The organism is Streptomyces sp. NPDC001515, from assembly GCF_053597115.1.
On the sequence record NZ_JBSFHN010000006.1, the window covers coordinates 92,717 to 109,001 of the forward strand.

General features: G+C 74.3%; 10 protein-coding genes. 4 read left to right on the plus strand and 6 right to left on the minus strand.

The features are described from left to right. The first annotated feature begins 21 nt into the window (after positions 1 to 21). Positions 22 to 927, plus strand: coding sequence for an SAM-dependent methyltransferase (locus ACWCXC_RS09240; protein ID WP_450887714.1), 906 nt, complete (start codon positions 22 to 24; stop codon positions 925 to 927). 30 nt (positions 928 to 957) lie between these two features. On the opposite strand, the gene ACWCXC_RS09245 is transcribed toward ACWCXC_RS09240, so the two are convergent. Next, entirely contained in the window at positions 958 to 4,569 is a 3,612-nt protein-coding gene (locus ACWCXC_RS09245; protein ID WP_450887716.1) for an ATP-dependent helicase, read from the minus strand. 436 nt (positions 4,570 to 5,005) lie between these two features. Continuing rightward, positions 5,006 to 5,386 carry an MGMT family protein gene (locus tag ACWCXC_RS09250; RefSeq protein WP_450684281.1) on the minus strand — a complete coding sequence of 127 codons (381 nt, stop codon included), beginning with the start codon at positions 5,384 to 5,386 and terminating at the stop codon, positions 5,006 to 5,008. A 221-nt stretch (positions 5,387 to 5,607) separates the two neighbouring features. Here ACWCXC_RS09250 and ACWCXC_RS09255 point away from each other — a divergent pair, with 221 nt between their 5' ends. The 3 genes from ACWCXC_RS09255 to ACWCXC_RS09265 all read left to right on the plus strand — a co-directional run bounded on the left by ACWCXC_RS09255 (position 5,608) and on the right by ACWCXC_RS09265 (position 11,689). Beyond that, positions 5,608 to 8,337 carry a lysylphosphatidylglycerol synthase domain-containing protein gene (locus ACWCXC_RS09255; RefSeq protein ID WP_450684282.1) on the plus strand — a complete coding sequence of 910 codons (2,730 nt, stop codon included), beginning with the start codon at positions 5,608 to 5,610 and terminating at the stop codon, positions 8,335 to 8,337. 75 nt (positions 8,338 to 8,412) lie between these two features. Further along, positions 8,413 to 10,020, plus strand: coding sequence for an alpha/beta hydrolase (locus ACWCXC_RS09260; protein WP_450887718.1), 1,608 nt, complete (start codon positions 8,413 to 8,415; stop codon positions 10,018 to 10,020). Between the two features lie 70 nt (positions 10,021 to 10,090). Further along, the gene (locus tag ACWCXC_RS09265; protein ID WP_450887720.1) at positions 10,091 to 11,689 is read left to right on the plus strand and encodes an alpha/beta hydrolase; all 1,599 of its coding nucleotides are present in this window, start codon (positions 10,091 to 10,093) and stop codon (positions 11,687 to 11,689) included. A 74-nt stretch (positions 11,690 to 11,763) separates the two neighbouring features. On the opposite strand, the gene moeZ is transcribed toward ACWCXC_RS09265, so the two are convergent. From moeZ to ACWCXC_RS09285, 4 genes are all read right to left on the minus strand, one after another. Beyond that, a complete protein-coding gene (gene moeZ, locus ACWCXC_RS09270; protein ID WP_450685197.1) occupies positions 11,764 to 12,942 on the minus strand; it encodes an adenylyltransferase/sulfurtransferase MoeZ in 1,179 nt (392 codons plus the stop codon). An 85-nt stretch (positions 12,943 to 13,027) separates the two neighbouring features. Continuing rightward, positions 13,028 to 13,870, minus strand: a complete 843-nt coding sequence (locus ACWCXC_RS09275; RefSeq protein ID WP_450887722.1) for a spherulation-specific family 4 protein — start codon at positions 13,868 to 13,870, stop codon at positions 13,028 to 13,030. Further along, a complete protein-coding gene (locus ACWCXC_RS09280) occupies positions 13,858 to 14,823 on the minus strand; it encodes an NAD-dependent epimerase/dehydratase family protein (RefSeq protein WP_450685199.1) in 966 nt (321 codons plus the stop codon). Before ACWCXC_RS09280 ends, ACWCXC_RS09275 begins: the two co-directional genes overlap by 13 nt. 133 nt (positions 14,824 to 14,956) lie before the next feature. Further along, positions 14,957 to 16,192, minus strand: a complete 1,236-nt coding sequence (locus ACWCXC_RS09285; RefSeq protein ID WP_450887846.1) for a hypothetical protein — start codon at positions 16,190 to 16,192, stop codon at positions 14,957 to 14,959. Positions 16,193 to 16,285 lie beyond the last annotated feature (93 nt).

The following is a 16,285-nucleotide window of genomic DNA, read 5'->3' on the forward strand; positions in this document are numbered from 1 at the left end:
CAGCCTTATGAGGACGGTCATATGAGCGCCGACGCACCCGCCCCGGACGCCGCGAGACTCCGGGAGCGCATCGACACGACGAAGGCCCATCCCGCGCGGGTCTACGACGTCTTCCTCGGCGGCAAGGACAACTACCCGGCGGACCGGGAGGCCGCGGCCATGGCGCTGCGGGCCAATCCGCGCGGGTACCTCACGGTGCGGCACAACCGGGACTTCATGCGGCGGGCGGTGACGCTGGCCACGGAGGCCGGGGTGCGGCAGTTCCTGGACATCGGCACGGGGCTGCCGACGCAGGCGAACGTGCACCAGATCGCGCAGGGGATCGCGCCGGACGCCCGTGTGGTCTACGTGGACAACGACCCGGTCGTCCTCGTCCACGCGCAGGCCCTGCTGACCAGCGGCCCGGAGGGGCGCACCGACTACATCGAGGCGGATCTGCGCGATCCGGACACGATCCTGGAGGCGGCGCGCCGCACCCTGGACCTGGACCGGCCGGTCGCCCTGGTGCTCGCCGCCGTACTGCACTTCATCGAGGACGAGGTGGCGTACCCGGTCGTCGAGCGGCTGCTCGGCGCCCTGGCGCCCGGCAGCTATCTGATCCTGAGCAACGTCGGTTCCGATCTCAATCCGGAGCAGGTCGGGCAGGTGACGAAGGCGTTCAAGGAGCGCGGTTTCGCCATGGTCCGCCGCTCGCACGCCCAGGTGGTGCGCTTCGTCACGGACAACGGCCTGGAGATGCTGGAGCCGGGTGTCGTGCCGGTGCACCGGTGGCGTCCCGAGGCGGTCGTGGACCTGCCGGAGGCCGCCGATCCGGATCCGGAGTTCGTGGCGGGCCTGGACGAGCTGGACCGTACGCGCTACCAGCGGATCAACGACGTCACGGACGCGGACGTGAGCGTGTACGGCGTGGTGGCCCGCAAGCCCTGACCGGCGGGCCCGGCCGTGTCCGGCGGGGGCTCACTCCACGATGTGCTTGCCCTCCGGCTGCGCGCTGCACGAGGAGCGGAACGCGCAGTGGGCGCAGTGCTGGCCGGCCGACGGGGTGAAGCGCTCGTCCAGGACCCGTCCCGCGGCGGTCGCCAGCAGGTCGGAGACCCACTCGGTGTCGGGCGGCCGCTGGGACTGCACCTTGGGCGCGGTGTCGCCGCCCTCCTTCTTGGGGGCGGCCTGGCGCAGCTGGACGAGTTCGGCGCCGCCGGACTCGGGCCTGACGCCGTCGAAGACCTCGTCGACGGCGCCCTCGCGCACGGCGAGCTGGTAGACGGCGAGCTGCGGGTGGCGGGCCACCTCGTCCTTCGTCTGGGACTGCTTGCCCGTCTTGAAGTCGACGACGTAGGCCCGGCCCTCGGCGTCGCGCTCGACCCGGTCCATGGAGCCGCGGATGCGCACCTCGTACTCCCCCGCCTCCAGCGTCACGTCGAAGTCGTGCTCGCTGGCGACCGGGGTGCGGCCCGCGCGGTCCATGACGTGCCAGCGCAGGAAGCGCTCCAGGGCGGCGCGGGCCTGCTCCTTCTCCTGGCGGGACTTCCAGGGCGCGTCGAAGGCGAGCCCGTCCCAGACCGAGTCGAGCCGTTCCATGAGGACGGCCAGGTCCGCCGGGGTACGGCCGGAGGCCACCTCGTCGGCCAGGACGTGGACGACGTTGCCGAAGCCCTGGGCGGCGGTCGCCGGGGCGTCGGCCTTCACCTCGCGGCCCAGGAACCACTGGAGCGCGCAGGTGCGGGCCAGCTGGTCGAGCGCGCTGCCGGAAAGGGTCACCGGCTGGTCGCGGTCGCGCAGCGGCACGGCCGAGCGGGTCGGCTCGTGCAGCCCCCACCAGCGGTACGGGTGGGCCGACGGGACGAGCGGCTGCCCCTCGTCGTCGCTGAGCGCGGCGAGCCGGGCCAGGCGGTGGGCGGCGGCCTCGCGCAGCGCGTCGGACGCCTCGGGGTCGACGGTGGTGGCGCGCAGTTCCGCGACGAGCGCGGCGACGGCGAGGGGGCGGCGCGGGCGGCCGGTGACGTCGCGGGGTTCGACGCCCAGTTCGGTGAGGAAGCGGGAGGGCTGGTCGCCGTCGTCGGCCGGGGCCTTGACCGCCGTGACGACGAGCCGGTCGCGGGCGCGGGTCGCCGCCACGTAGAAGAGCCTGCGCTCCTCGGCGAGCAGTGCGCCGGGGGTGAGGGGCGGGGCGATGCCGTCGCGGCCGATCCGGTCGGCCTCCAGCAGCGAACCCCGGCGCCGCAGGTCGGGCCAGAGCCCTTCCTGCACCCCGGCGACGACGACGAGGCGCCATTCCAGGCCCTTGGAGCGGTGGGCGGTCATCAGGCGTACGGCGTCGGGCCGCACCGCGCGGCGGGAGAGGGTGTCGGCGGCGATGTCCTGGGCGTCGACCTCTTCGAGGAAGTTGAGCGCGCCCCGGCCGCCGGTGCGCTCCTCGGCGCGGGCCGCGGTCTCGAAGAGGGCGCACACCGCGTCGAGGTCGCGGTCCGCGTTGCGCCCGGCGGCGCCGCCGCGCAGGGCCGCGCGCTCCAGCCTGGCCGGCCACGGGGTTCCCGACCACAGCTCCCACAGGGCCTCCTCGGCGGTGCCGCCGCGCTCCAGCAGCTCGCGCGCCGTGCGCAGCAGCGCGCCCAGGCGCTGCGCCCCGCGGGCGTACGCAGGATCGTGCGTGACCAGCCGCTCCGGTTCGGCGAGCGCGCGGGCGAGCAGGTCGCCGGAGGGCGCGGGCAGCCGGTTGCCCGTGGCCCGCTCCTCGTCGCGCAGGGCGCGGCCCAGCCGGCGCAGATCGGCCGCGTCCATGGCGCCCAGCGGCGAGGAGAGCAGGGTCAGCGCGGTCTCGGTGTCCAGCCAGGAGGTGACGGGCGGGGCGTCGGACGCCTCTTCGGTCCCGGCGGCGCCTTCAGCCTCGTCGGCACCACCGGCCCTGGCGGCACCTTCGGCCCCGTCGGCACGACCGGCTCCGTCAGCACCACCGGCCCTGGCGGCACCTTCAGCCCCATCGGCACGACCGGCTCCATCAGCACTGCCGGCCCCGGCGGCACCTTCAGCCTCGTCGGTACCACTGGCTCCGTCGGCACCACCGGCCCTGGCGGCACCTTCAGCCCCCTCGGCACCACTAGCCCCGCCGTCGCCAGCAGCCGCTTCCACCTCCGTGTCCCGGCCCCGGCGCAGTGCGGCCTTCGCCACCGCGCGCAGGGCGGTCAGAAGAGGGGCCACCGCCGGTTCGTGGCGCAGGGCCAGGTCGTCGCCGTCGATCTCCAGGGGGACGCCCGCCGAGGTCAGGGCGCGGCGCACGGCGGGGATCGTCCGGCCGCCGGCCCTCACCAGCACGGCCATCTCGCGCCACGGCACCCCGTCCTCCAGGTGCGCCCGGCGCAGCAGGTCGGCGATGTTCTCCAGTTCGGCGGACGCGGTCGGGTAGGTGTACGTCTCCACGCTGCCGCCCTCGCGGACGGCGGCCAGCTCCCGGTGGGCGCGGACCTTCGCCGAGGGCAGCCGGTTGAGCGGCATCCGGCGGGTCAGCAGCCGGGTCGCGGCCAGCACCGCCTCGCCGGAGCGGCGCGACGTGGTGAGGACGCCGACGGGGGCGGGGGCGCCGTCCGCGCGGCGGAAGCGCTCGGGGAAGTCGAGGATGCCGTTCACATCGGCGCCCCGGAACGCGTAGATCGACTGGTCCGGGTCACCGAACGCGATCAGGTTCCGGCCCCCGCCGCCGCCCGGGGTGCTCCCCCGGTTGCCGGCCAGCGCGTGCAGCAGCCGGACCTGGGCCGGGTCGGTGTCCTGGTACTCGTCGACGAGGACGGTGTCGTACCGGCCGGCCAGCAGCGCGGACACCTCCGGGCGCTCGGCGAGGAGCACGGCCCGGTGGACCAGTTCCGCGTAGTCGAGCACGCCCTGCGCGTCCAGGACGTCCAGGTACTCGGCGAGGAACGCGGCGGCGGCGCCCCAGTCAGGACGGCCGGTGCGGCGGGCGAAGTCCGCGAGGGCGTCCGGGCCGAGGCCCAGCTCGCGGCTGCGGGCCAGCACCGCGCGCACCTCGTCGGCGAAGCCGCGCGTGGTCAGGCAGGCGCGCAGTTCCTCGGGCCAGCGGATGCCGGAGAGCCCCTCCTTCTCCAGGTCGAGCTGGCCGGCCAGCAGCTCGCGGACGGTGACGTCCTGTTCGGGGCCGGAGAGCAGCCGCAGCGGGTCCGCGAAGAGATCGGCGTCCTGGTGGGCGCGGACCAGGGCGTAGCAGAAGGAGTGGAAGGTGGTGGCCTGCGGGCCCCTGAGGGCGCCGAGCCGGGCGGCCATGCGGTCGCGTAGTTCGACGGCGGCCTTGCGGCTGAAGGTGAGGATCAGCATCCGGGCCGGGTCGGCGCCCCGGTCGACGCGGGCCGCGACCGCCTCGACGAGCGTGGTGGTCTTGCCGGTACCGGGACCGGCGAGGACCAGCAGCGGTCCGCCGGGGTGGTCGACCACGGCGCGCTGCGCCGCGTCCAGGAGGGGGGGCTCCACGGAGCCCGGCGGGGTGCGCACCAGACGGTACGCGCCCGCGGTCCGGCGCCGTGTCGGACGGTGCGGACTGTGCCGGGTGGTGGAGGAGGAACTCACGTGGGGATCGCCGGTCCTGGTGGGTCTGCGCTGCGGGGCTGTCGGGCTGTGGGTCTGCGGGGCTGCGGGGCTGCGGGGCTGCGGGGCGCGGCGGATGCCGCGAACTGACGACGCTACTCCGGCCGGGGACCGGATCGGGACGGGACGGATGCGTGGATCGTCACGTTCCGCCGGGGCGCCGGGGTGCGGAGGCCGCCGTTGCCGGGGGTTCCGGCGGGGCAGGGGACGTCGTCGCCGGGGGTTCCGGCGGGGCGGAGGCCGTCGTCGGGGTGCCGGGGCCGCCGTCGTCGCCGAGGGCGTCGGGGCCGCCGTCGGCGGCGGGTTCCGGCGCCTCGCGGGTGTCGGCGGCCGGGGGCGCCGGGCGCGTACGTCCCGTACTTCCGGTGTCTCGCTCGGACCCGGCTCCGCCGGTTGGGCGCCCGGATGGCCGAAGCTGTCAGGTGTGAGCTTCCCCGCCGTCACCGGCCGGCCCCCCGGGCACGCCGTCCCACCGCGCGCGCCGCATGTCGAGGCGCGGCACATGCCCCTGCGCCGCGCGCGGGGCCTCGCGCAGCGGGGTGTTCTCCTCGCGGTAGTGGTCCAGCGCGCGCAGTTCGTGGCCGGGCAGCAGCGTCCCGTCGGCGCGCACCACCCGCCACCAGGGCACCGCGGCCCCGTACAGCGCCATGGCCCGGCCGACCTGGCGCGGGCCTCCCTCGCCGAGCCACTCCGCGATGTCCCCGTAGGTCATGACGCGGCCGGGCGGGATCAGCTCGGCGACGTCGAGCACGCGCTCCACGTACTCCGGCAGCGCGTCGCCGGTCGAAGGTTCGCTCATCCGGCCCATCCTGCCGTACCGCACCGACAGTCCGGGGGCGCCTTCCCCCGGGTCCCGGCGAACTGTGCGGGCGGGGGGAATGGGGCGTATGTTGCGCATCGCGCGTCGGGGCATCCCACCCTGATGCCCCCCTGCGCGGGCCGCCCGTGCCACCATCGTGCGGGCGGTGACCGGTGATACGAGAAGACGAAGATCCATCAGAGGCGACGAAGGAGCAGGGCGTGCAGCCACCGAAGGCGGCCGACGCCTCTGATGCCGAGCCGCGCCCCCACGAGGGCGGGCCGGAGCCGGACACCGCGCCGCGCGACCCGTCGGAGCGTCCGGCCGGGTCGACGCTCGCGGCCTCCGACGCGCCGGGGGCCGACCGGGTCTCGGGCGACGAACCGCTGCTGCCCGCCCGGGTGCACCGCCCCTCCGATCTGCTGCGGCTGCTCGTCGGCGTGCTGGCGATCGTCGTGCTGTTCTCCGTCGCCGCCTTCGCCCACGGCACCACGACCGGTCTCGAACAGGACATCAACAAGGGCACCGGGCAGGCGCCCGACCTCCTCATCAAGCTGGCCGGTCTGGTCTCCAGCATCGCCGTGCTGCTCGTTCCGGTGGCCTTCGCCATCGAGCGGCTGGTCAAACGCGACGGACTGCGGATCGCCGACGGGGTGCTGGCCGCCGTGCTGGCGCACGGGGTGACGCTCGCCACGGACCTGTGGGTGTCCAAGTCCGCCTCCGGCACCATCCAGGACGCGCTGACGCAGCCGCAGCCCGGTGCCGAGCTGACCGATCCGGTGCACGGCTATCTCGCCCCGGTGATCGCCTACATGACGGCTGTCGGCATGGCGAGACGGCCGCGCTGGCGGGTCGTGCTGTGGATGGTCCTGCTGCTGGACGCGTTCACCATGCTCGTGGGCGGGTACACGACACCGCTCTCCATCATCCTGACCGTGCTCATCGGCTGGACCGTCGCCTACGGCACGCTGTACGCGGTCGGCTCGCCCAACGTCCGGCCGACCGGTCAGCATCTGATGGCCGGACTGCGCCACGTCGGCTTCCGACCGGTCAGCGCCATACGGGCCGAGGACGCGCCGGACTACGTCGACCAGGGCGACCGGGGGCGCCGCTATCTGGTCTCGCTGGAGGACGGCCCGCCGCTCGACGTGACGGTCGTGGACCGCGAACAGCAGGCCCAGGGCTTCTTCTACCGGGTGTGGCGGCGGCTGACCCTGCGCGGCTTCACCCAGCGGCGGTCCATCCAGTCGCTGCGCCAGGCGCTGGAGCAGGAGGCGCTGCTCGCGTACGCGGCGATCGCCGCCGGGGCCAACGCCCCCAAGCTGATCGCCACCTCCGAGCTGGGCCCGGACGCCGTGATGCTGGTCTACGAGCACATCGGCGGGCGCTCCCTGGACGCGCTGGAGGACGGCGAGATCACCGACGCGCTGGTGCGCGGCGCCTGGCGTCAGGTGAAGGCGCTCCAGTCGCGGCGCATCGCGCACCGCAGGCTCACGGGCGACGCCGTCCTGGTGGATCGTTTTGGCACGGTCTTCGTCACCGATCTGCGCGGCGGCGAGATCGCGGCGGGCGATCTGGTGCTGCGGATGGACGTGGCGCAACTGCTCACCACCACGGGGCTGCGGATCGGTCCCGAGCGGGCGGTGGCGGCGGCGCTGGAGGTGCTGGGGCCGGACGCCGTCGCGGACTGCCTGCCGCTGCTCCAGCCGATCGCGCTCAGCCGGTCCACCCGGGCGCAGCTGCGCCGACTGGCCCGGGAGCGGTCGCAGCGCGAGCGCGAGGCCGTGCTGGAGGCGTCGGACGCGGCGAAGCGGGCGCGGGCGCAGGACGCGGAGCTGTCCCGGACCACCGGGCGCAAGGCCGCCCGCAAGTCGCAGCGCACCGAGAAGCAGGCCGAGAAGCGGGCCATGGACGACGCGCTGGACGGCGCCCGCGAGGAGGATCTGCTCTCCCGGATCCGCCAGGAGGTGCTGCTGATCCGGCCGCAGGCACCGGTCGAGCCGGTCCGGCTGGAGCGGATCAAGCCGCGCACCCTGTTCAGCTTCATCGCCGGCGCCATCGCCGCGTACTTCCTGATCTCGCAGGTCACCGAGGCCGACTTCGGGGCCGTGGTGGAGCAGGCGGAGTGGGGCTGGGTGGCGGCGGCGCTCGGTTTCTCGGCGCTCAGCTATGTGGCGGCGGCGATGAGCCTGCTGGGCTTCGTGCCCGAGCGGGTGCCGTTCGGGAAGACGGTGCTGGCCCAGGTCGCCGGTTCGTTCGTGAAGATCGTGGCGCCGGCCGCGGTGGGCGGGGTGGCGCTGAACACCCGCTTCCTCCAGCGGTCGGGGGTGCGGCCGGGGCTGGCGGTGGCCAGTGTCGGCGCCTCGCAGCTGTTCGGGCTCGGCTGCCACATCGTGCTGCTGGCCGCGTTCGGCTATCTGACGGGGACGGAGAAGACGCCGTCCTCGCTCACGCCGTCCCGGACGGTGATCGCGGGCCTGCTGACGGTCGCCGTGCTGGTGCTGGTCGTGACGGCCATCCCGTTCCTGCGGAAGTTCGTGGTGACCCGGGTGCGGTCGCTGTTCGCGGGCGTCGTGCCGCGCATGCTGGACGTGGTGCAGCGGCCGCAGAAGCTGCTCACCGGGATCGGCGGGATGCTGCTGCTGACCGGGGTGTTCGTGATGTGTCTGGACGCCTCGGTCCGGGCGTTCAGCGGCCCGGACACCCCGCACCTCAGCTACGCGAGCATCGCGGTGGTCTTCCTGGCGGGCAACGCGCTGGGCTCGGCGGCCCCGACGCCGGGCGGCATGGGCGCGGTGGAGGGCGCGCTGACGCTGGGTCTGATCGCGGTCGGCCTGCCCAAGGAGGTCGCCGCGCCCGCCGTTCTGCTGTTCCGGCTGATGACGCTGTGGCTGCCGGTGCTGCCGGGCTGGCTGTGCTTCAACCATCTGACGCGCAAGGGCGAGCTGTAGGAGCGGCCCCGCCCGGTTGACCCGCTTGGACCGGCGCCCCGTGCACCCCCCGGGGCGCCGCCGCACGATGGGGTGATGAGGACCTCCCCCGCCCTGCGTGCCGCCGCCCTCGCCGCCACCGCCACCGTGCTCCTTCCGCTCACCGGCTGCTCGGACGGCGGTGACAAGGGGAGCGGCGAACTGCCGGACGGGGTGGTGCGCACGGCCGAGATCGTGGCCGCGTCCACCACCCCGTCCGCGCTCGGCTCGCAGCGCCTGCGGTGGACGCCGTGCCCGGCCCCCTCGCAGGCCCAGGGCGGCGGGGCGTCGCCGTCACCGCTGCCGGGCGGTGCCGTGTGGGAGTGCGCGTTCATGAAGGCTCCGCGCGACTACGCCCACCCGGACGGCGACACCATCGAACTGGCCCTCGTCCGCGCCCGCGCCGTCGACGGGAAGAAGCGGATCGGCTCGCTCGTCTTCAACTTCGGCGGCCCCGGCGCCTCCGGCGTCGCCACGCTGCCCGCCTTCGGCACCGCGTACGACAAGCTCCGCACCCGCTACGACCTGGTGAGCTTCGATCCGCGCGGGGTCGGCCGCAGCGCCGCGGTGGAGTGCGAGGACGACGCGCGGCTCGACAAGCGCTTCCAGGGCGACGGGACGCCGGACACGGCCGCCGAGGAGAAGGCGTTCACCGAGCAGACGAAGACGTTCGCTCAGGCGTGCGAGAAGAACTCCGGCGAGGAGCTGCCCTTCGTGGGCACGACGAACGCCGCCCGCGACATGGATCTGATGCGCCAGGTCCTCGGGGACGACAAGCTGCACTACTTCGGCATCTCGTACGGCACCGAACTGGGCGGCGTCTACGCGCATCTGTTCCCGGAGCGCGTCGGCCGGGCGGTCCTGGACGCGGTCGTCGACCCGACCGAGGACGCCGAGGAGTCCGCCCTCGGCCAGGCCAGGGGGTTCCAGCTCGCCCTGGACAACTTCGCGCGGGACTGTGTGGACCGGGGCGACGCCTGCAAGCTGCCCGGCGCCACCCCGAAGGAGGTCGAACAGGGGGTCGCGGTCCTCCTCGACCACCTGGAGAAGCAGCCGATCGCGGGGCTGGGCGACCGGAAACTGACGCAGACCCAGGCCACCACCGGCATCGCGGCCGCCCTCTATTCCAAGGAGACCTGGCCGCTGCTGGAACAGGGCCTGGACGAGGCCGACGGCGGCAACGGCGGACTGCTGCTGGCCCTCGCGGACTCCCTCAACGGCCGCTCCGAGGACGGCCACTACGACAACTCCGCCGCGGCCAACACCGCCATCAACTGCGCCGACTCCAAGCAGCGGTTCACCCTGGACGGGACGAAGGAGAGGCTTCCCGCCTTCCGTGAGGCCTCGCCGGTCTTCGGCGACTACCTCGGCTGGGGCCTGATGAGCTGCACCGACTGGCCGGTCGAGGGCGTCTGGAACCACCCGGACGTCGGCGCCCCGGGCGCCGCCCCGATCCTCGTCATCGGCAACACCGGCGATCCGGCCACCCCGTACGCGGGCGCACGGGCGATGGCCCGCGCGCTGGGCGACGGCGTCGGCGTGGAGATGACGTACAAGGGCGAGGGCCACGGGGCGTACAACAGCGAGAACGCCTGTGTGCAGAAGGCGGTGGGCGGCTATCTGCTGGACGGGAAGGTGCCGCCGGCCGGAACGGTGTGCGGTTAGGGGCCCGTCCGGCCGCGCCTACGATGGGCGCACTGCCGGAGCGGCAGTCACAGGGGGAGGGGACGTACACGTGGTCGTACACGCACGGACCGGGGCGCTGGCCGCCGCCGCGCTGCTGCTGGCGGGGGCGCTCGCGGGCTGCGGGGACGGGTCGGACGACAAGCCCGGCGATCGGGCGGCGAGCGGTACGGCACCGGCGGCGTCGTCCCCGGCCGGGTCCGGCTCCCCCACCGCGCCGGCCTCGCCCGCGGCGGACGCCGCGAAGCCGCTGCCCGCCTCGCTCACCGGTCAGCGACTGGACTGGAAGCGCTGCAAGGCCCCCGAGGGCGACAGCGCCCCGGGCTCGGCGTGGCGGTGCACGACGGTCCGCGTCCCGCTGGACTACGCCGCGCCGGACGGCGACACGATCGGCATCGCCCTGATCCGCAAGTCGGCCCGGGACAAGGGGCGGCGGCTCGGCTCGATGCTGTTCAACTTCGGCGGCCCCGGCGGCTCCGGGGTGTCCATCCTGCCGCGCGCCGCCGACGGCTACGGAACGCTGAACACCCGGTACGACCTGGTGGGCTTCGACCCGCGCGGGGTGGAGCGGAGCGCCGGGGTGCGCTGCCGGAGCGACCGCGAGCAGGACATCGCGTACCGGGACGTCGACATGACGCCGGACACGGCGGCCGAGACGGCGGCGTTCATGAAGGACGGCGCGGACTTCGGGGCCGGCTGCGCGCGCCTCTCGGGCAAGGTCCTGCCCCATGTCACCACGACGAACGCCGCCCGCGACATGGACCTGATCCGCCAGGTGCTCGGCGACCGGAAGCTGACGTACTTCGGGATGTCGTACGGGACGGAGCTGGGCGGCACGTACGCGCACCTGTTCCCGGGGCACGTGGGGCGGACCGTCTTCGACGCCGTCGTCGACCCGACCGCCGACAGCACGGGCCACGCCCGCAACCAGACGATCGGCTTCCAGCGGGCGCTGGACAACTATCTGAAGGACCGCGGCCAGGACCCGGAGGCCGGCACCCGCCGCATCGCCGCCCTGCTGAAGCGGATCGACGCGAAACCGCTGCCGACCGGGACGAGCCGCACGCTCAACGAATCGATGGCGATCACCGGGATCGTGCTGCCGCTGTACTCGGAGGAGAGCTGGCCGACGCTCACCCAGGCCCTCGACGAGGCGGAGCGCGGCCGGGGCTCGATGCTGCTCCAACTCGCCGACTCGTACAACGGCCGGGACGCGAGCGGCCGTTACGACACCCAGAACCACGCGCAGCGGGCGATCTCCTGCGCGGACAGCAAGGCCCGGCCGACGGCGGCCCAGGCCAAGGCGCTGCTGCCCGAGTTCACCCGGATCTCGCCGGTCTTCGGGCCGTTCCTGGCCTGGGACACGGCGGGCTGGTGCTCGGGCTGGCCGGTGGCGGGCGAGCACCTGACCCCGGAGGCGAGCGCCCCGGGCGCCGGTCCGGTCCTGGTCGTCGGGACGACGGGCGATCCGGCGACGCCGTACGAGGGGGCGCGCAGGATGGCCGACAAGCTCGGCAAGGGCGTCGGGGTGCTGGTCACCAACAAGGGCGAGGGGCACGGCGCCTACGGCGGCAACAGCTGTGTGACCTCGACGGTCGACGCGTACTTCCTGAACGGGAAGGTGCCGAAGGACGGGACGACCTGTTCCTGACCGGCACGCGTGCCGGACATGTTGAAGGGGCCGGTCCGCACCGGGTGGTGCGGACCGGCCCCTTCGACGCCGTTCTAGTACACCGGCTTCTCGGGCTCGATCTGGTTGACCCAGCCGATCACGCCGCCGCCGACGTGCACCGCGTCGGCGAAGCCCGCGGACTTGAGGACCGCGAGGACCTCGGCGCTGCGGACGCCCGTCTTGCAGTTCAGGACGATGCGGCGGTCCTGCGGGAGGTCCTGGAGGGCGTTGCCCATCAGGAACTCGTTCTTCGGGATCAGCGTCGCGCCCGGGATCGAGACGATCTCGAACTCGTTCGGCTCGCGGACGTCGATGATCTCGATCTTCTCGTCGGCGTCGATCCACTCCTTGAGCTGCCGGGGAGTGATCGTGGAACCGGCCGCCGCCTCCTGGGCCTCCTCGGACACGACGCCGCAGAAGGCCTCGTAGTCGATGAGCTCGGTGACGGTGGGGTTCTCGCCGCAGACCGCGCAGTTCGGGTCCTTGCGGATCTTGACCTGGCGGTACTGCATCTCCAGGGCGTCGTAGATCATCAGCCGGCCGACCAGCGGGTCACCGATGCCGGCGAGCAGCTTGATGGCCTCGTTGACCTGGATGGAGCCGATGGAGGCGCAGAGCACACCGAGGACACCGCCCTCGGCGCAGGACGGCACCATGCCCGGCGGGGGCGGCTCCGGGTAGAGGCAGCGGTAGCAGGGGCCGTGCTCCGACCAGAAGACGGACGCCTGGCCGTCGAACCGGTAGATCGAGCCCCAGATGTACGGCTTGTTCAGCAGCACGGCCGCGTCGTTGACCAGATAGCGGGTGGCGAAGTTGTCCGTGCCGTCCACGATCAGGTCGTACTGGGAGAAGATGTCCATCACGTTGTCGGCTTCCAGCCGCTCCTCGTGAAGGACCACGTTGACCAGGGGGTTGATCCCCTGCACGGTCTCCTTGGCCGACAGGGCCTTGGACTTGCCGATGTCACCCTGGCTGTGGATGACCTGGCGCTGCAGGTTCGACTCGTCGACCTCGTCGAACTCCACGATGCCGAGCGTGCCGACACCGGCGGCGGCCATGTACATCAGGGCCGGCGAACCGAGGCCGCCGGCGCCGACACAGAGCACCTTCGCGTTCTTCAGCCGCTTCTGCCCGTCCATCCCGACGTCCGGGATGATCAGGTGGCGGGAGTACCTGCGGACCTCGTCGACGGTGAGCTCAGCAGCTGGCTCGACCAGGGGTGGCAGCGACACAGGAACCTCAACAATGCAGGTGGTCGGTTTCTACGTACTTCGACTACGTACGGTTGTTCTTGCCGTAACACTGCCACGCCCCTTCTCATTCCGAGATATGAGGTCCGATCCGCGAGACGATTTCGTCCCAGTACCTGGGCAGCGTCGCGAATGGATCGGTTTGTCCGGGTCCATCGCCGGCAGCGGCGTCCACGGTCCGGTCCGTGAAGAAGATCGTCCCGGCGCCCTGCCAGCGGGCGATCCGCATCGCCTCCTCCAGGTGGGTGCGCGGCACCCCGTGGACGACGTGGGCGAAGCGGCTCGGCGGGTAGTCGGCTGTCCACTCCGCCACCTGCGACCAGCGGTAGTCCGACCAGGTGCCGCGGAAGGTGACGAGCTGGTCGGCGGCCTCGGCGTACCCGGGATACGGATGGGTGTCGTGCCCCAGCACCAGATGGCCCCGGCGCCCGCCGGCCCCGCTGTCCGCCAGGAAGGCGGCGAGCGTGGCGGTGAGGCGCCGCACGCCCGGCAGACCGGGGCGGTCGGCCGGGCAGTGGTCGAGGTAGAAGCCGTCGACCCGGTACCACTCCAGATAGCAGCGGGCGTCGTCGAGCAGTTCGCCGAAGGGGCGGGTGCCGTGGCCGACGTCGAGCCGGCCGAGCAGCCGCCCGGCCGAGGCGCGGACGGCGTCGTGCGCCCCCGCGTCGGCCGCCGCCCGCTCCCTGGCGTTGCGCAGCCGTCCTGCGGCGTCCAGGCAGTGCGGGTCGGGCCGGGTCCCCGGGCCGTTGTCGACGTCGAGGACCGCCCAGTGCAGCGGGGTGCCGGGGCGGGCCAGCTCGGCCCATTCGGCCGGGGCCAGCAGCGGATGGGCGCAGCCGGGGACGCCGAAGCCGAACCGTTCGGCCCCGCAGGCCCGGGGGACGGTGCCGGTACGGGTCAGATGCGGCACGCCGCCTCCATCCAGATATCGGCCAGCGACTCCTCCAGATTGATCCGGGGGCGCCAGCCGAGCCGGTCGCGGGCGGTGCGCACGTCCGCCTGCTGCCAGGCACCGCAGCCGTCCGGGTAGGGGGAGGGCGTCGCCGAGAGGTGCTCCATGACCGATTCGGCGGACGTGCGGGGGGCGCCGATGGGCAGCCGGCCGGGGGGCGTGTCCAGTTCGTGGAGCGCGCCCGCGTACCCGGCGACCTTGGCGAGGACGGCCGCCGCGTCGCGCAGGCGCACGGCGCGTCCGGTACCGATGTTGACGACGCCCTGGGCGGCGGAGAGCGAGGCGGCGTGCACGGCGCGCGCGACGTCGCGCACGTCGACGAAGTCGCGCTGGACGCCGAGTCCGCTGAGCTTCAGCTCTCCGTCGCCCGCCTGCATGGCCCGGCGCATCGCCTCGGCGAGCCGGCCGAGCGGGGAGCCCGCCGGGGTGCCGGGGCCGACCGGCGAGAAGACCCGCAGGACGACCGCGTCGAGGCCGGAGCCCAGGACCAGTTCGGTGGCGGCGAGCTTGCTGACGCCGTACGGGCCGCCGGGGCGCGGGACGGCGTCCTCGGCCGTGGAGGAGCCGGGCTGCGAGGGGCCGTACTCCGAGGAGCAGCCGACCTGGACCAGGCGGGCGGTGCAGCCGCTGCGCCGCATGGCCTCGCAGACGGTGGCGACGGCGACGGTGTTGTGCCGGGTCAGATCGCGGGCGCCGCCCCGAATGGCTCCGGCGCAGTTGACGACGACACCGGGGTGGACGGCGTCCAGGAAGCGGGTGAGCGCTCCGGGGCTGCCGCCCGCGAGGTCGAACCGCACGTCGGCGTCGTCGCCCCGGCCGAGCGCCGTGAGGTGGACGGCCGGGTCGGCGAGCAGCCGGTCGGCGACGAACCGGCCGAGGAAGCCGTTGGCTCCGAGCAGCAGCACCCTCATCGTGCGCCCCCTCGGTGCCGACGGCGGGTTGCCGGTGCGGGGTATTGGGGGGTCATGTCCGTTGTCTCCTTGGGGCAGTTGCGGTGGGGGTGGAAACCCGCGGCGTCGGCTCCGCGGGGCGTCTGGGGCCGCCTCAGGCGGCGGTGTGGGCGGAGGCCCTGGAGAGGGCTGCCGTGGCGGTGACCAGCAGGCCGAGCGCGGCGGCGGCGCAGGCCAGGGCCGGTACGGCGCCGGTCCCCCCGGCCTCGACGAGCGCCTGCACGGGGCGGGCGACGCCATCGAGTCCGGGCAGCCGGCCGGCCAGGATCAGGGCCGGGGCGGCGGCCTCGACCGCGCAGGCGGCGCCGAGACCGGTGGCGGCCGGCTCCGGGAAGCCGTGCACGGTGAGGAGCCGGGCCAGCAGGAGCAGCACGCCGAGCGCGGCGGCCCCGACGGCCGAACCGCCCGGACCGGCCCCGAGGTCCGCGAGGCGGAGCAGGACGGCCAGCACACAGAGGAAGGCGGCGACGGCGGCGAAGAGCAGGGGGCGCACCCCGGCGGCGAACTCCTCCAGTGCCCGGCTGCCGCGGAGTCGTCGGTGGGCGTGCACGGAGAAGAGGTGGGCGCACCAGGCGGCGGGCGCGACCGCCACGGCGAGGCCGAGCAGCGGGGCCGGGGTGAGGTCCCAGGGGCCCTCGGGTCCGCCGGAGAGCACCTGGTGGAGGAATGCCTCGCCGTAGACGACGTAGCCGAGGAGCCAGCAGCAGAGCGGGCCGGTGGCGCCGGTCGCCCGGCCGTGGGCGCTGAGGGGGCCGCTGCGCAGGGCGACGGCGAGGCAGACGAACGTGAGGAGCGCGCCGCCCGCGCCGACGGCGAGCCGGGCCCCGCCGCCGAGCACGCCGTCGGTGAGCCGCAGAGTCGCGAAGGTCGCGAGGCAGGCGGCGCCGGGCAGCAGGGCCCGCAGCGACCAGGCGGCGCGCGTCTCGATGTCGCGCGCCGGAGTGCGGGGCGCCTCCGCGCGCTCACCCGGCACGCCCGGGACCCGTGCGAAGAGTTCCTCGGCGAGCGAGAACACATCACGGTGCCGGTAGCGGGCGGCGGTGCGGTCGGTGACGCCGTGGGCCTCCAGCCCTGCGGCGATCTCCAGCGGGTCCACGGCGCGTTCGCAGAGATCGCGATGGCGGTGCATCAGCGCCTTCACCGGGTCCACGGACCCCCGCCGCCCGGCGCCCGGCCCGCCCGGGGTACCGGCGGGGGCGGTCGCGGGGGTGCCGGGGGCGAGGGCGGCGTCCCCGTCCCCGTCCGTGCCCGTGTCGGCAGCACGTAATGCCTCGGGAACGGCGGCTGCATCGACTCCGCCCCGTACGGGGCGGACGGCGTCGGCGGAGATGCCGGCATCCGCGCCGTCACCGGATTGCACGGAACGGGAGGCATCGGTGGGACCGTGGCCGGACGAGTCGGCCGAGCCGGGCGCGCCCGTGGG